10 protein-coding genes and 1 pseudogene are annotated in these 16,450 nt (G+C 44.7%); 6 read left to right on the forward strand and 5 right to left on the reverse strand.

Annotated features, from left to right (window positions below; translation table 11 throughout):
• Positions 1–118 precede the first annotated feature (118 nt).
• The 6 genes and pseudogenes from K2Q13_RS12295 to K2Q13_RS12320 form a co-directional block, all read left to right on the forward strand.
• Positions 119–386: pseudogene (locus tag K2Q13_RS12295) on the forward strand (IS3 family transposase); the annotation flags it as partial.
• A 141-nt stretch (positions 387–527) separates the two neighbouring features.
• Complete coding sequence (locus tag K2Q13_RS12300; protein ID WP_292921443.1) at positions 528–1,862, forward strand: GGDEF domain-containing protein; 1,335 nt, start codon at positions 528–530, stop codon at positions 1,860–1,862.
• A gap of 286 nt (positions 1,863–2,148) precedes the next feature.
• Positions 2,149–2,580 (forward strand): alternative ribosome rescue aminoacyl-tRNA hydrolase ArfB, encoded by a 432-nt coding sequence (arfB, locus tag K2Q13_RS12305; protein WP_292921444.1) that lies wholly within the window; start codon positions 2,149–2,151, stop codon positions 2,578–2,580.
• A gap of 97 nt (positions 2,581–2,677) precedes the next feature.
• The gene (locus tag K2Q13_RS12310; RefSeq protein ID WP_292921445.1) at positions 2,678–3,661 is read left to right on the forward strand and encodes a serine/threonine protein kinase; all 984 of its coding nucleotides are present in this window, start codon (positions 2,678–2,680) and stop codon (positions 3,659–3,661) included.
• Positions 3,662–4,492: 831 nt separating this feature from the next.
• The gene (gene hflX, locus K2Q13_RS12315; protein ID WP_292921447.1) at positions 4,493–5,842 is read left to right on the forward strand and encodes a GTPase HflX; all 1,350 of its coding nucleotides are present in this window, start codon (positions 4,493–4,495) and stop codon (positions 5,840–5,842) included.
• A 403-nt stretch (positions 5,843–6,245) separates the two neighbouring features.
• Complete coding sequence (locus K2Q13_RS12320; RefSeq protein WP_292921449.1) at positions 6,246–6,371, forward strand: hypothetical protein; 126 nt, start codon at positions 6,246–6,248, stop codon at positions 6,369–6,371.
• Between the two features lie 606 nt (positions 6,372–6,977).
• Here the strand turns inward: K2Q13_RS12320 and K2Q13_RS12325 are convergent.
• The 5 genes from K2Q13_RS12325 to K2Q13_RS12345 all read right to left on the reverse strand — a co-directional run bounded on the left by K2Q13_RS12325 (position 6,978) and on the right by K2Q13_RS12345 (position 16,447).
• Entirely contained in the window at positions 6,978–7,631 is a 654-nt protein-coding gene (locus K2Q13_RS12325) for a hypothetical protein (RefSeq protein WP_292921450.1), read from the reverse strand.
• A 239-nt stretch (positions 7,632–7,870) separates the two neighbouring features.
• Positions 7,871–9,175, reverse strand: coding sequence for a multiheme c-type cytochrome (locus tag K2Q13_RS12330; protein ID WP_292921452.1), 1,305 nt, complete (start codon positions 9,173–9,175; stop codon positions 7,871–7,873).
• 4 nt (positions 9,176–9,179) lie between these two features.
• Positions 9,180–12,908 (reverse strand): hypothetical protein, encoded by a 3,729-nt coding sequence (locus tag K2Q13_RS12335; protein WP_292921454.1) that lies wholly within the window; start codon positions 12,906–12,908, stop codon positions 9,180–9,182.
• Position 12,909: 1 nt separating this feature from the next.
• Complete coding sequence (locus K2Q13_RS12340; protein WP_292921455.1) at positions 12,910–14,664, reverse strand: hypothetical protein; 1,755 nt, start codon at positions 14,662–14,664, stop codon at positions 12,910–12,912.
• 13 nt (positions 14,665–14,677) lie between these two features.
• Positions 14,678–16,447, reverse strand: coding sequence for an FHA domain-containing protein (locus K2Q13_RS12345; RefSeq protein WP_292921456.1), 1,770 nt, complete (start codon positions 16,445–16,447; stop codon positions 14,678–14,680).
• Between the last annotated feature and the right edge of the window lie 3 nt (positions 16,448–16,450).

Below are 16,450 nucleotides of genomic sequence, written 5' to 3' on the forward strand. Positions count from 1 at the left end.
CTTGAAGCACTTCGCTGTGTTAAACGTTATATAGCAAGAGAGGTATATTACACTTTGAGAAAGAGAAATAATTTAATCAATAGCGCACAAATTGCCGCTTGACATTTAGAAGGGCATCCAGGGTTGGCAGTATAAAATGCTTCCTTATCGTAAAATGATTTCCAAATACGGTCTTACACAAAGCATGTCGCGAAAAGGCAATTGCTTCGATATTGCTGCTATCGAAAGTTTCTTCGGCACATTGAAAGCAGAATTTTTCCGCCTCACCGAATTTGACAGCATTGAGCAGCTTGACGCAGGAGTGCATGACTACATTCGTTATTACAACCATGAAGCGGATAAAGCTCAAACTGAACGGACTGAGTCCGGTAGACTATAGGTCACAGTTTGCAACGCAGTCAGCTATTTTTAAACGTCCAACTTCTGGGGGGCAGTTCAAAGTCGGTCCGATTCAATCCAATTTGCTACAAATACCCAGCCAATCGAGCAAATAAACCACATGGTCTGAGCCAGAAACAATTTCTATTATGAACACTGACAGCTACAAGGCGTTGACTAATTATATTGATTTACTGCTTGATGTCATTTGCGTGGTAGATAAAGATGGTTGTTTTGAGTACGTCAGTTCCGGTGCTGAACGTATTTTTGGATATACATCGGAAGAAATGCTGGGGCGACCAATGATTGAACTGGTACATCTGGATGATCGTAAGAGCACTTTACAAGCGGCTAGTGAGATAAACAGCGGGGTTATCAAGGTTGATTTTGAAAACCGCTATATCCGCAAAGATGGGCAGATAGTACACTTGCTTTGGTCTGCGCGTAGATCGCATACTGATCAGCGTCGGGTCGCTGTAGGGCGAGATATCACCAGAAGCAAGCAGGCTGAAGCAAGGCAGATGGCTTTATATGCGATCTCTGAAGCAGCCTTTTCGACCGAAGACTTATTGACCTTGTATCGCAGTATACATCAGATTATTGCTCGGCTGATGCCGACACAATATTTCGCTATTGCATTGCTTGGCAATGAACATAACATGGTTCACTTTCCTTACAGTACTATTAAATCCGGCATCGATGAAATTGATATTGCGATCTTGTGCGATGAAGTAATCCGCCGAGGAAAATCCTTGTTGGTTACACCCGATAATCAGACAGAGCAACTGCAAAAAATCGTGGCAGGCACTATGCTTAACTGGCTGGGTGTGCCGCTGAAGTCTCATCAGGCAGTAATTGGTGCTCTCATTTTACAGAATGACATCTATAAAACCACATACAGCGCTGCAGAGATTGATGTATTGGAGTTTATTTCCACGCAGGTCGCATTGGCAATTGAACGTAAACAAATGCTGGCGCGATTACAACAAATGGCATTGTATGATCGCTTAACCGGCTTACCAAATCGAGAACTGTTTCACGATCGCATGCAATCTGCGCTGGCACGAAATCGGCGCGATCAGGGCATACTTGCCTTGCTGTATCTCGATTTGGATAAGTTCAAACAGATCAATGACGAGTGTGGCCACAGCGAAGGCGATTTATTGCTGCAGCAAGCAGCGCAGCGTATGCAGACGTGCTTACGTCAGACAGACACAATAGCTCGCTTTGGCGGCGATGAGTTCGTCATTCTGCTGGAGCATATTGACAACGATACTGTCGTGGCGCAGATAGCAGAAAAAATACGATTGTCACTACAGCCTTCGTTCACATTGGCCAACAGTCAACGACAAATATTTCCCAGTATCGGTATCGCTCTATTTCCGCGGCATGGCACTGATGAGCAACAATTATTACGTCAAGCCGATATAGCAATGTATGTCGTTAAAAAGAATGGTGGCAATGCTGTACATTATGCTGACTAGCGTTATGTTTAACTGATTTTACTGCATTGTTTTGCAAAAATTGATATTGCAGGATTAATTCTCGCAGGGCACACTACATTGAGATTATTGTCTTTATGCTGAACAGTTTTTTTCCATGAGGCAAAGACTTGTAGGTGGCGAATTATAATTCAGGCTGCCATCGGTGGCTGAAATAGATATCGGCAATGTGACTCCCACCGGTAGTTGTTGATGTTCGCCTTGCCCATGGCTCAATAGAATACTAGTGGTTAATGGACCATTGATCAATCGAAGCAGATAAATAGAAATGGAAACCTTAGCCCACTTAAAAATATCCAGTAACTTCGCGATTCCGTTGATCGAAATCGAGATTCAAGCGGTACGTTCACAAGGCTCCGGCGGGCAGAATGTCAATAAAGTATCAACCGCGATCCATTTGCGGTTTGATATTAAGGCTTCATCACTGCCCGAACACTACAAGGAAAAGTTATTGCAATTAAAGGACAGCCGCATCAGCAGCGAAGGTATCATTATCATCAAGGCGCAGCGGTATAGCAGTCAAGCCAAGAACAAAGCAGATGCACTCAATCGATTACGGGAAATTATCAAAAGCGTCATGGTGCCAATAAAGCTTCGAACACCTACCCAACCAACCAAAGCTTCCAAGATAAAACGACTGGAAAGCAAGGCGATACAGGGCCGAAGAAAATCGCTCCGCAGCAAGATCGAGGAGGAGTGATAATATAAAGAGAAGTAACAAGCCACAAGCAAGACCAGAATCGCCCATTCGGCAGAATCGTGTACAGAAGAATTAAAATGCACAAAGGACTTACACAGTGACTACACCAGCTTTTTCTTTACTGACCCCTGATTGCGTCATGAACGCGCTAGACAGTTTTGGTTACCACTGCGATGGTCATCTACTGGCGCTTAACAGCTATGAAAACCGCGTTTATCAGGTTGGCATGGAAGAAGATTTGCCGCTAATTGTAAAATTCTATCGCCCTGGACGCTGGACGGATGAGGCCATCCTGGAAGAGCATACTTTCATGCAGGAATTGGCTGATCGAGAAATTCCCGTGGTACCCGCTTTGATAGTCGATGGAAAAACACTGCATAGCTTCGAAGGATTCCGCTTTGCCGTTTTTACCAGACACGGCGGGCGACCACCTGAATTTGAAGGCCGCAATACGCTGGAATGGATGGGACGCTTTCTTGGTCGCATTCATGCCATTGGTGCAATCAAACCGTTTCAGCATCGTCCTACGCTCGATATCGCAAGTTTCGGAGACGAACCGCTTCATTTCTTGCTATCCAACAGTTTTATTCCTGCCGACCTTGATGCTGCGTACCGCAGCGTAGCCGAACAAGCATTGAGTGGTGTCCGTTACTGTTTTGAACGGGCCGGTAGTAGTGTAAAAGCGCTGCGCCTGCATGGCGATTGCTATGCGGGCAATGTATTGTGGACGGATAATGGCCCGCACTTCGTGGATTTTGACGATAGCCGCATGGGGCCGGCGATACAAGACCTATGGATGTTATTGTCAGGCGATCATGCTGATATGGCGCGGCAATTGAATGATGCGCTGGTTGGGTATGAAGACTTTTACGATTTTGATTTACACGAGCTACATTTGATCGAAGCACTGCGCACTTTGCGCCTGATTCACTATTCCGCCTGGCTGGCGCAGCGGTGGGATGATCTCGCTTTCAAGCAAGCTTTTCCCTGGTTTAATACGCAGCGTTACTGGCAAGAGCGCATTCTGGAGCTGCGAGAGCAGATTGCTTTGATGAGCGAGCCGCCGCTACGGCTGGTTTAATTGATATGCACTGAAGATGTGCAATATCTTATTTGTAGATCTAGTTCAGAACTGAACTAGATCCGATTAAGTAGGTGGGCAAGTATTGCGATAATGCTACATTTTTCTCTAGTTTTTACATGCCTTCGAATGGTATCACCAAATTAACTTTCGTAGAATGTCCAAGACACTGCATTTACTGACCTTAAGCTGAGGTAATATTTTCCCAACACGCAATGGTTCCTTGTCTCAGATTCCGGTAATAGCTGGCAGATACTAGATTATGGCCAAGATTAAATAGATTGTACACAGTAGGACTCTAGGAATCGCTGAGACTTGAATCGGCGCATGCCTCGTTCTCTTACCCGTGTTGGCTAATGTGGAAGTTCGGCGCGATTGTTGGCCTATTGAGAAGTATCGTGCATCGTATCGGGAACAAGTTATCGGTGAGCGACACCGTAACTTTTCAACTTATCAGTGAAGATTTTCCTCGGTTCATTTCGGCGTTTCCTGAGAAATCGTTTGAAGGCGAATCGATTCATGAGTTACAACGATTCCCTTTGCTGTCAACAAGTCTTCGATATCTCGATGATTTAAGTTAAATCGATAATAATGCCACACTGCATACTGAATAATTTCAGATGAAAATTGGTGGTAGAATAGCTGCGAATTATTGTTGCAGAGATCTCGCAATTTGAGTTATAGATAATTTTATTAGTAATTCGGTCGTTATCGCCTCATAGAACAAGATCTTAGTTTCCGCCTTTCCAATCACACACCGGTTTTAGTGAATGCACCGGAAACCTTTTCAGGTAGTATCCGATCCCGACCATCCAGGAAGCACATTTTCCAATGCCAATAGAAGTCAAAGAAAGATCGAGGATTGCTGTCGTAGCGGCAGTTCAGCTACCGAATGTGAACGATATTGAGTTTGAGGCATCGCTGGCTGAGTTGCGTGAACTTGCCAAGACACTGGGTTATAAGGTCATCAACACATTTATACAAAAACGCTACAGCTTCGACACGACAGCTTACCTTGGTGCTGGCAAGCGGGAGGAAATTCGCAGCTTCGTGAATCATGAAACCGGATTTTCCGAGTTCGAAGAAATACCTCCTAATCCTGATAGCCAAGACATCAGCACTCTTCTGGTCGATCACGAGATCTCACCATCGCAGGCGCGTAACCTTGAAAATGGGGTCGGCTGCGAAGTAATGGATCGCACGATGGTGATTCTTGAAATTTTCCACCGTAATGCCCGTTCTCGCGCTGCACGCGCCCAGGTGGAAATTGCGCGCCTCGGTTACATGGCGCCGCGTCTACGTGAAGCGGCAAAGCTTGCAGGACCGCAAGGACGGCAACGCAGTGGCACCGGCGGTCGTGGCGCTGGCGAATCGCACACCGAATTGGATCGACGCAAGATCCGCGACCGTATCTCCGAACTACAACAAGAGATTGTCACGATGGATGCCGAGCGCAAGATACAGCGCGCACGGCGACAAGAACGCCAGGGACTCGCCAGTGTAGCTCTGGTCGGTTATACCAACGCCGGTAAATCCACCTTGATGCGGGCGCTTACGGGAAGCGAGGTACTGGTTGCAAATAAACTTTTCGCTACGCTAGATACCACAGTACGGGCCCTCCATCCAGAGAGTGTGCCGCGCATACTTGTCAGCGACACAGTCGGTTTCATCAAGAATCTGCCGCACGGGCTCGTCGCCTCATTCAAATCAACTCTTGACGAAGCGCTTGACGCATCCTTGTTGCTCCACGTCATTGATGCCAGCGATTCTGGGTTTGAGCGTCAGCTCGAGGTTACTCAACAGGTGCTTGAGGAAATCGGCGCAAATGTCGTGCCGCGCATCCGCGTATTCAATAAAATCGACCACGTCGGCGATACCGCAACGCAGATCGAATGCGAAACAATCTTGCAGACACAATATCCGGATTGTATCGTAATGAGTGCTCGTCGCTCCGATGATATCGCGCGACTGTACCAGAAGATCGTCGAGTTTTTCCAGCAGAATCTGATTGAAGCTGAATTTTTTCTTGCTTGGTCAGGGCAGGAACTACGTGGAGCCATTTATACAAACTGCCAGGTGCTAGAGGAGCTTGCAGATGATGAAGGCGCTTACTTTCGCGTTCTCGGCGAGCCAGATACCATCGAGAGCTTGCGCGAGCAATTCAGTTTGTTGGTGCGATGAACCAGCATCATTAGAGCCCCGTCCTGCCTGCCTTAAGGAAGCGCTGAACAACCCACATCGTCCTTCCAAACGCAATGAGGAATCTCGATTGCTACAGACTGGGGTAAATCACTTGATGTGATATGTGTTGTCAATAATGGAGTCCATATAGTTAAGCGGCAGCTAGATTTGCATAGTATCGCTGGGTAAATTATGCTGGCGATAGATAGCCAAGTCTTTCTTTCTTATGCTGTTGGTTATAAAAGATTCCTATATGTTTGGTAATTTCCTGAATTGTTTGTTGTCGTGTTTTGAATTTTCGATGATGCGCCAGTTGGTAGTGTAAATTTAATTGTGTCTGGAGTAGGCATGTAGGATCTGAATTTGACAAGAAATCGCGTAATTAAAACGCAAAGGATCGAACATGCCCGTAAAGCAAGCATACCAAGAATTTTTAGATGAAGCGATAAAGAATTTGCATCAAGGACAAACACTGGATGTGCAAACAATACTCTGTCAAGTATTTGAAAGTATGATGGAATCTGAGTGAGCAGTATTTCTGAATGAATCGTTGAAAAACAAAGGCAACGGGTTTTACAGTCGTTTTATCAATCACCTGCAAGGGCGCTTTGATATTAAGATTCCAAGAGATCGGCGCGGTCAGTTTTATCTATTGACTCTGTAAATCATCAAGCAAGATAGCGCCCGTATGGATCAACTGGCACTGTCACTATATAGTCAAGGCGCTTCACATCGCGGCGTTAGTCATATTTTAAGGGTCTGTTTTCTTGCCGTTATAGTCTTGGGAAACTATCGCAATTGGTCAAAGCATTTTAGCCGTTACGATTATCCTGGCAACAACACCCAAGTAGTAGAAATAACGTAGTGCATACAATCTCCTAATTTAATCTCTTCCGGGTTTAATTCCTCGCCCCTTGGGGCGAAGGCTGGTTGAAAACCAGCAGTCTGAAGAGCGCTTTTAATACCTCGCTGCTTGCGGCGGGGTGCTTTATTTTTGAATATTTTTAGAAAAACGCCTACTTTAAACCATAGTTACAAGCTATTTTAATTTACTAAATTTAGTTGTTGCAGTCGGTGTTTGAATCCTCCCACTGTTTAACATATTACAGTGTTAAACCACACCATGAGGAAAAGACTATTGTTTTTCAGTGGGGTTGGCTTTTTCCAACTGATGGCGAAATTCATCCAATTGCTGTATCAGTTGATCACTAAAAGATTTAATTTGGTTTTCAAAAAAGGGTATTTGTTGCTCCATCTTTTTGTTAATGACATCGCCAATTGCCCGCAGACTATTAATAACCTCCCCGAAAGGCAGTGTTGAAAGGTTATTGAGGGTTTGCCGATAATCGATTCTCCATGCATCGTTTTCTTTTAATAAAACAGTATCGAAAGATAAAGCTTTATTGCTTTCGGAGTTTTTCAACGTCATGACAGTTACAACCTTCGCAGTGAGGCCATCAATGACGATCACGCCAGTTTCTAGTGACGCTCCCATAATATTTTCTTGTTTAGTCACAAAATATTGAGTCTCCAAGGTCGTATATTTTCTGGCGGATTCGAGATCGCCATTCGTCATCGCTTTCCAAAATGTTGTGGTGGTCTGTTCGGGGGTTAATATCGTCTGGCAACCGCTGAGTATGAGTAATAGGCTGAGAATTCCTGCCAATCTTGATGCTCTATGTTTTGTGAAATTCTGGTACAAAATCTGTAACAGGTCTTTATATGCCATCATTGAAACCTCCAGGTTATCCAAACTATAATCATAATCGTACAATTTCATCGTATTCATTCTCCTCAAATATTTTAGAATATCGTGTCGTGTGCGAATTACTATTTTTAAGCTGTCAATCTGCTTCCAGTATTTTCCAGAGTCAGCGTCTATTATGAAACAGACTAAGCTGTAAAAACAATGGCATGAAAATTAAACTGGTAAACTTGGACGCTGTTTTTTGAAAAACTGGAAAAATTTAAATGCTGATTGACAATTCTGCCAATATCGCGCGGGTACAGTTAACTTGGCAGTACCGTTTAATTTAATGCGGCTTTCAGCTTTTGTAGTGTGTCCACAAATCGGGCAGGCTGGTAGGTTTCATCGTTTTCGACTTGTTTGTACAAATCGTCAATCTGACGTCGAGATTGTTCATTTTTGTTCATATCAATGATGATCAATTCAATTGCCATAACAGCTTGCTCGGCACCGATATAGTCACGAAATGCTCCTTCAATACCCATATTAATTAGGTTGTAAAGTATTTGTTCTTTTTCTGAGTTGCCAAGCTCTATGGCAGCTAAATCATGGTTCAGCTTTTCAACAATACTTAGTAGCTGATGGCTTACCGCCACAATCCGAGAACGATTCTCACCACTGGCTATCTGCAACGCCTCGGACAATTCTATAAGTTTTCTGGCAATTTTTCTATCCACCTGATGGGCGATAACGATGACCATACGGAGATGCCCATCTGCAATCGGCACGGTGCCAGGTTTAATGCGGACCGAATTCATTCGGCGCTGCCAGTCTAATTTATGCATTGAATTGTTGTGACAGGAATGACAATCAAAAAGAGCGAGTTCCGGAAAAACCAGAGGCTGACTAATCAAAGGTCCCTGCAACATACGTAACTGCGATTGTGCTGCAGCGATTTGACCGAATGCCCAGGTTTTTGCGTGGGAGGCTATTGGTTTACGTTTCCTGTAATCCTCATCAATCTGGAAATGAGGTGGTTGCAAAGCCTGGAATGTGTCCAGTTCAAAGCTCAACCGAGGGTGTCCAGCACCCATAATCTGGTGAGTTGCAAACTTGTCGTCATTACCATAGTGGCAGGATAAACAAAGTGCTGCACGATCTACTAAATTGGCTGTTGGATACATTCCCTGTTTAATATTTTCTAGATGGCTAGACTCTTTGTTTGTATGGGTATCGATCCAGTTTTCCGATCCGCCATGGCAAGCTTCGCAGCCGACACCGTCAGTTAATTGAAAACCCTTGCCCCGTTTCTCTTTGGGGATATTATCCGCATGACAATCCAGACAAATCTTGGCTGTATGCGCATTACGCAACCCGAGCTTTGCTGCGATAGCCTTGGAATCCTTGCTGAGTAACGTCTCATATGCTTTAGCGTGCCTGTCACGTTGAGACCAGATGACATATTCATTGAGCGCGATTTTATAATTCTCATTGGCCTGAATGGATCCGTGGCAAACTGAAGATGCACAAGTTGCTACACCCAGATGTTTTTCCGAAGATTGATAAGGCAGTAGCGGAGCACCGCTAACAGAGGCGACCAGAAACAAGCTCAATACGCCGATAAGTATGTAACTTTTTGAGAACATGGGGTTACTCATTTTTTACAAACCAGGGTTTCTGATTTTTGTCTAAATAAAAGCGTTGCATTTCTTCAAGGTTGAGCGGGCGAGAACCGAGCCGGCCAAATACCGCGATCTGATGTCCTGTTTCATCAACACCGCGATCACGATCAAGCCCCTTGGATAATGACAACGCTGGAGATTTAGTCTCATAGTGGGCAATCAACTCCGGTTTTGGTTCAGGACTAAACCCATAAAATTTGGGCTGGCTCTCTGGTGAGGTCAGTTGCAAAATTTTAAGCCCACCCGCGCCATCGGCGACATAGGCAAAAAGGCTGGCATTGGTGGTCGCGACAACTACATCGCGAGCATCGCGTAGCTGTCCATCTGCATTGTATGACTGGTAGAGTTTAATTTGCTCTGGTTTTTCTATGTCGACAATTACCAGTCCCTCGTTGCCTCCTGCAATGTAAGCATAGGTTCGAGCAAGGTAAATTCGTCCCGCTTGTTTTAATGATATCTGGTTATTTGTCAGCAAATACGGATGGGCTTTGTCGGTAATTTCGATAACTTTTAAACCTTCACTGTCTGTAACAAAAAGATAGCGAAATTGAAGCGCTGATGCGCGACCATCATTGAGCGCGACGACACTCTCAAGTATCGGTTCTAGAGGATCATTCAAATTGAGAATTACCAATCCTGCATCAGCAATGATATAAACATAATGACCACCAATGGTAATATGCCGCGCACCGTTTAATACACCATCTTTATTCCAGGTTAGTGATCGTTTGAGAAAGTTGTTGCGTAACTCGCCGTCTGAGAGGGTGTTGACATCCGTTAGAATCAATCCCTCTTGACTGTCGGTGATCAGAGCATAGTTGTATATGGGATGAAACGGTTGTTCCTGGTTGTCCTCACGCATCAATTTACCCTGATTACGTTCAGGATGAATTGGTTGATTGGTCGGCAGTGCAACACATGTGGCATTTTCAGAGTTGATTCGAGTGTTGTGACCCAGTGGACTAAAAGGGCCGGTGACAATCGGCTGACTGATGCCCTTATTGCCTATGCTGGCGATATCGAATACCTGCATTCCGCTGCTACCTTGAGCTGAAAAAAGGTACTCTCCGCGAACCTGTACACACGCACTGGGATTTCCTTCATGACGATAGCCCGTCTGCAATTTTTGTTGATTATTCTGGTGACGTTTATACCAATCGGGATAAGCATATTTATGCAAGTAACTGCCAATTACTGCTTGAGGTTCATCCCATTCGGTAACCTGGGCTGCGACCACGCCATTTTCAGTTCCTATCCAGGCATGATGACCCACAAAATTGATAAAGTTGGTACCTTGCAACAGGAGCTGTGCCATGATGGCATTGTTATCGTTTTTTGCGGAGAGATGACAGTCCTCACAGGTCTTGGTTTCGGTTTTACGCGTGGTGTGCGGAAAATGCGGATTGAATGCCTGAGAACTATATCCGCTGGATGAAATGGGAGGCTGCTGGGTATATATTTTTTCTCGATTAGCGTTTGTGGATGACACAACCAGAGCGGAACTAGAACGCACCGGCGCAATGCGTGCACCGCTGACTTTGCCATGGCGACCGAGCATAAACATTTCATCGCGCGCAACCTGAGGATTGTAGGTAGCGAATACCCGGGTTATTGCGCCTTCGTAGTGATGTCCTTCGGTTTTCCAGTTTGCCTCAGACGGTAGGTGACAGCCACCGCAACTCGTCGTCCAGGAGGTGTGGCAGGTATAGCACTCCATACGATCCTGGTGATGCGCTAGCTGATCATCCGCAACATCACTTCCCCATTGTTGGGTTTGGGTATTGCGGCTCATTAATTTAGCCCGCGCCGATTTTTCATTGTAGTGCTTTGATGTCTTATCAACACTATCTTTGACCAAGGACACGGTCCATTCCATGCCAGGATTGAGGAGTGAGCGCTGAATCAGTTTGTCGTTGCGCCACTCGAAACGTTTGCGTCCATCTGGATTACGTAACAGCGATAAATCGTTGCCGGTGGGTGGTGCAGCGGGGCCAGATGTTCGTAGCGCCGGATAATCGGTAATGGTGCCGTGGCAGTCTACGCAATCAATTTCGATGGCTGATGCTACTTCACCATAAATGTGACCATTGCCGTGGTTGTCCTGGGAAAAATGACAATCCACGCAGTGCATTCCTTTTTCCATGTGAATAGAAGTCATGTGGACAGCTTTGTTAAATTTATCCGGATCGTTATCGCCGACAATATGCCCATCTTCATCCAGTAAGTTTCCTTTTCGATCACGTTTAAAAACGGCGCGAAAATTCCACCCGTGACCGTGGTAATCTGCAAATTGTGTATCTTTGAGCTTAGGATTCATTTCGCTAACTTGGATTAAAAAATCAAGATCGCCCCACTTTCCTCGGGGCGCGGCACCTTCTGGATTGCGATCGTTGATGGCCCGAATCTCCTCTGCGCTCGGATATTTCTGATCCTTGGGCCACATGTGAGGGGCATCCGATTCATAATCCCACATGGTATAGCCCATAAAGGTATTCATAAACATATTGGGTTGATGCATGTGACATACAATACATTGGCTGGTGGGAATGGCCCGAGTGAATTGGTGAGTTAAGGGATGCCCCGATACTTCTTTATTAATGGTCGGATCTATGGTTTGGCTCTTACCAAGATGGCCAAATTTTGCGTAGGGTCCAGAATGTAAAGGATTACGATCATTTGCGTAAACGACATGACATGAAGCGCAACCGGAATTGCGATAATCTCCAGGCTGATCATTAGTGCCCATAAACCAGGTAAATGGATCATTCAAGCGTGTTTTATGAATGTTCAATACCGGTACGGCGATACGTCCTCCAGTGCCGGGACCGCGGTTAGATTGACGGATATCCGGATTGCCAGGCTCGATCAATTGTTGGAAGTTTCCGCTAAGATTAGGCAGGCCAGTCTCGGGAAAGAGATTGTCAGCGGTACGGCCGCCGCGTTCAAATGCCCGGAAGATATCCCCAGGCTTCACCGTTTCCCAAGTCGGGAGCGGCATCAGTTTTGGAAGTACACCATGTTTAAGTTTTGCTCCCTCAGGATCAGAAAGTAGCGGTCCCTCGATAATGGCAGCTCGCCCATCAAAAGTATAAGCTTCGCCAACTATATAATTTTTAAATGGTAAAATGCCGTTATTATATGACGCGCCGCCCCAGAGCATAACTCCGGTTGACATCATGCTACGTTTGGTTGCTTCAACAATAGCTAGATGACAAGCGCCGCAGGATTCTTTTGACACCCGATAATCCGAGGGATTTACAAATCTTATGTAATTTGGGTTTTCGCGATTGAGCAACGTATAGCTACGCTCGGGATTCGCGCTGCTGGGAAAATTCCATTTTTCAGGAAACCGGGGCAGCACATGCGCACGGTTACGTTGTGCGGCATACTCAGGATTATCAAGTGGCAGATTTTCCGACAAAAATACACTGGCATCACCCCCATGACAATCAACACATCCCAGTTTTACAGCTGGATTCTTGTGCATCGTCTTGCTATCCATTTGCTTATGACAGCTTAAACAACCCTCGCTTTTTCCAATTACATGTTCTGGAGTCTGAGTATCTGGTGCAGCAGGAAAGCGCGGATACTTATCTTCCGTATCAGCAATTTGGGCCACTGCCAAAGACGCAGTGCCAATTGAAAGCAGGCAGGTTAATGCGATAATTAATAGTCGGTAAAATTTCTGTACAGTCATATTAATAGCTCAAAATAATGTTGGAGAAAAATGAAAAGGGTATTTGCCCGTCATATATGTCTTGATATCCTTTACCTGGGATCAATGCGGCTGCTGATAAGCTTACAATCAAATTTTGTGTCGCAAAAGGTCGATAGATTGCAGTGAGTGAAATATCCTGACCAATGTTTCTGGCGATATTTTGTTTTCCAAGCACTGCCTCAAGCACTGCAGTTTTATCAAACCAAGTTTGGTTTGCTTCTAGTGAAATTCTAAGTTCAGGTAGTACATTGATATCCACTCCGAGTCCTATCATATTGATGCCCGGGTTAGTAAAGTTTGATTGTCCTGGATCAGCTTGCGAACGCAATGCGTTAAAAAAAGTATTATTTCTTTTTAAGCTGATTGTATTTCCCAGCAAGGGGAGTCCCTGGCGGTTGAAAAAACCAAAATTTGTTCCTGCGAAAATTGGGTTCTCAGAGATTCCATCAAAACCCTGTGCAGTACGATCGAACGGATCATCATCACCCGAGGCGTATAAAGCAGATAATCGTGGTTTAAACCAGTCAAAATCTATCGATATTTCGCCAGCACCAAAAAGCGCTCTGACGTCGGTATTCCTATCGACGAACATACCTTTTGATTCTTTTCCGACGGCGTAATAAATTGAGGTGGTTAAATTGATGCGTCCGAAACGACCGTCGCCGTTGTAACCGAGATAGACGACATCGTAATCATGTTGAGCGTTTTCCTTGAAAGTGGCGGATTGGCCACGGAAAGAATTATCCGCGATAATGCCTGTTCCTTTTTCACGACTTCGGTTATAGGCCACGATGAATTGGGACATAAATCCCAATTTAAATAAATCCTGCCAATACAAATTAGCGAGATATACATCGTTATCAGGTAGATCCCTGCTAAGATCATTCTGGTTTTGGCTATTTTTTCTAAGGCGACGGAACCAGGCGAAATTGTATTGAAAGGTATTATTGGCGCGGGTCCCAAACAGACGCACACCGAGTTGCTGATCAAGCAGCAGAAAACCACGAAAGTCGCTGGTAAATGGTTGAATCCCGACACGGATGCTGTCGAAATCATATCGATCTGAAGCATCGCGCAAATACTTCTCTGCATAAAGCCCTTGCACTGCAAATGAGCTTTCTTCGTGGACGATGCTACCGTTATTGATTTGGTTATAGTTGATCACAGGTGTGAATCGGAATTTATACTCTGGAGGACGAAATACGGTGTCACCCTTATAAATGACAGTGTCGAAACTGAGATTCTGGTTAAACAAAAATTGGTTTTCTGTGCGAAAAGAAGACTTGCTATCCATTACATCATTATTGATCACTCGGGTAGTCGGAGTATGGCGAGCTTCAAGTCTAGAGCTTGACACTGCATTAAGGCTAATGAACCAATCATCACCAAAGATAGGTCTGTCGCCCTTCAATGGATTGCTACCATTATAAGGATCCAGCCAATTAACAGGGTATCCTAGCGATTCGACGATCCGCCAACGATCAGGAACAGGAGTGAGATCAATGAAATCCTCAGCTCGTGGTGTTGATAATTGATTGGGGCGACAAGTCGGGCCTTGGTACTGCAAGCGTGGAATGGTGCCAGGTCGGCGTCGCGGTTCAGAAAATTCAGGCTTGGGGCAGATTGATTCAAGCAGATTTCCGGTTTGCTTCGATTCAGCGCTAGCATTGAAAAAGATCCCTAGACTGCAAAAGAAGAAAAATCGGATCAATAGATTATTTAATGTCGGTGGCATTAACACATCAAAATCATTCCTTGTTGGTATTCATTGGCTTGGATGAATTATTCTGGGCGGATGATTTTTCGGTAACTGTCTGGTGAGCCTTGTCAAGTAATCCCCGGTTCGGTAAATGAAATTTATGGCACATTAGGCAATCAGATGGAAGCTTATGTTTATCCTTTTTCCCACCGTGACAATCACGGCAGGTTTCAATTTTTGGTATCAATATATCACTGCTTTTCTTAGATTCTTTCGCATTCTTATGACAGCTTTTACAAGATACGCCTGTGTGTTTGGCATGATTGAAACCGGCCAACGGCATCCATTTTCTGTTGAGGACGACTGGTTTCACATACCATTTTTCAAATCCTGTTTTTCCTGGAATTCTATAAATATGGTGACAATCAATGCAGACTCTTTTTTCAATTAGGTCTTGAGCAGCAATTAAGGATTGTTTATTCGCCCAATCCAGCGCCCGCTTACGATCTTCAATGCTCAGAACCCTGTTCTTAACGTTTGGACGTCTAAGTTGATCTTTTATTGGCTGAGAACTTGTTAGAGCATCTTGCCCCAGATACTGATGACTGAAATATTCTTTTAAGGTATCGAAGAGTTCATTAAGATCGCCATGAGGGATCTGTTTGCTCAAGTTGTTTTCATCTAAATCGAGTTTGTGGCAATTACCACAGTGCTTTTCCATTTTGATGGGTAACATTTTACGGCGACTGGTATTGGGACGGTGGCAATCCTGGCATTCCAATAATTTATCCCCGTTGGGAGATCGAATTCCTTTAGGATTCAAGTGATCTTTATGAGAAAATTGCAGATAAGATTCTTCTCGAATTGTTGCTAATGAATTACGTTCGATACGAACGGCTTGCCAGCGGGTTTGTGTTTCTTCAAAAAAGGGTTTGAGCAGCGTTAAGCTGAATTCTGGATGATCGCTGTCAAAGTCAGATACATCAGCTAATTCTGTATCATTTTTCAGTTTCTTTAGATTCTGATGGCAATCAACGCAGAAACGTTGATCTGGCTGCACCAAAGTACTCGGTTCATTGTGCTCGCGGTGACAATCAGCGCATCGATTTTCGTGAAAATGATCTATATCGTGCGAAGCGACATCAACGTGATGTTGAATATCACGATGGCATTCAATACACTGTTGATTCTGAACCATTTTAAATGGTGTTGTGTGGCAGGCATTACAATCTTTTCCAATTATTTGGTGTGACCGATGGAGTGGTCCAGTTAGCCACAGGCTATCATCAGGCAGCAGCACACTTTCTCGAAGCAGTTGCTTTACAGAAGGCGAGAATAGACCGGATATAGGGATTATAAAAAATAACAGCATGACGCTGACTGCAAGCATCCAAGACCAGAAAGATTTGCTCAGCCGGGTTTGCCCCAAGGTCGTGTAATGCAGTGATTCCAGATTGCATTTGTTAGCGCCGATAGCATAATCGATTGTTGCTACGGCAGGGTGATCTGACCGGGGTTGCTCTATGGTAATTATTACAGATCCGATATGAATCGAATCGCCGGACGTAAGTTGTTTTGATTCGTACGATTTTCCATTGATCTGAATACCGCCAGGTGCCAGAGATTGAACATGAAGTTGCCCATCCGGATGCAGGTTGATTATTGCGTGACAAAGTTCTACCAGGGGTTCATCAATCTGTACGTGTTGATCTGGAGCACGGCCAATGGTTAATTGTTGAGATTGAATCTGAAATTCCTGATACGCTTTGTTGCCGGTATCTTTATCTGTTCGAACCGTGTGATAAATTAGAAAGTGCATGCG

The sequence above is a fragment of the Nitrosomonas sp. genome (assembly GCF_019752095.1).
Lineage (GTDB): Bacteria > Pseudomonadota > Gammaproteobacteria > Burkholderiales > Nitrosomonadaceae > Nitrosomonas.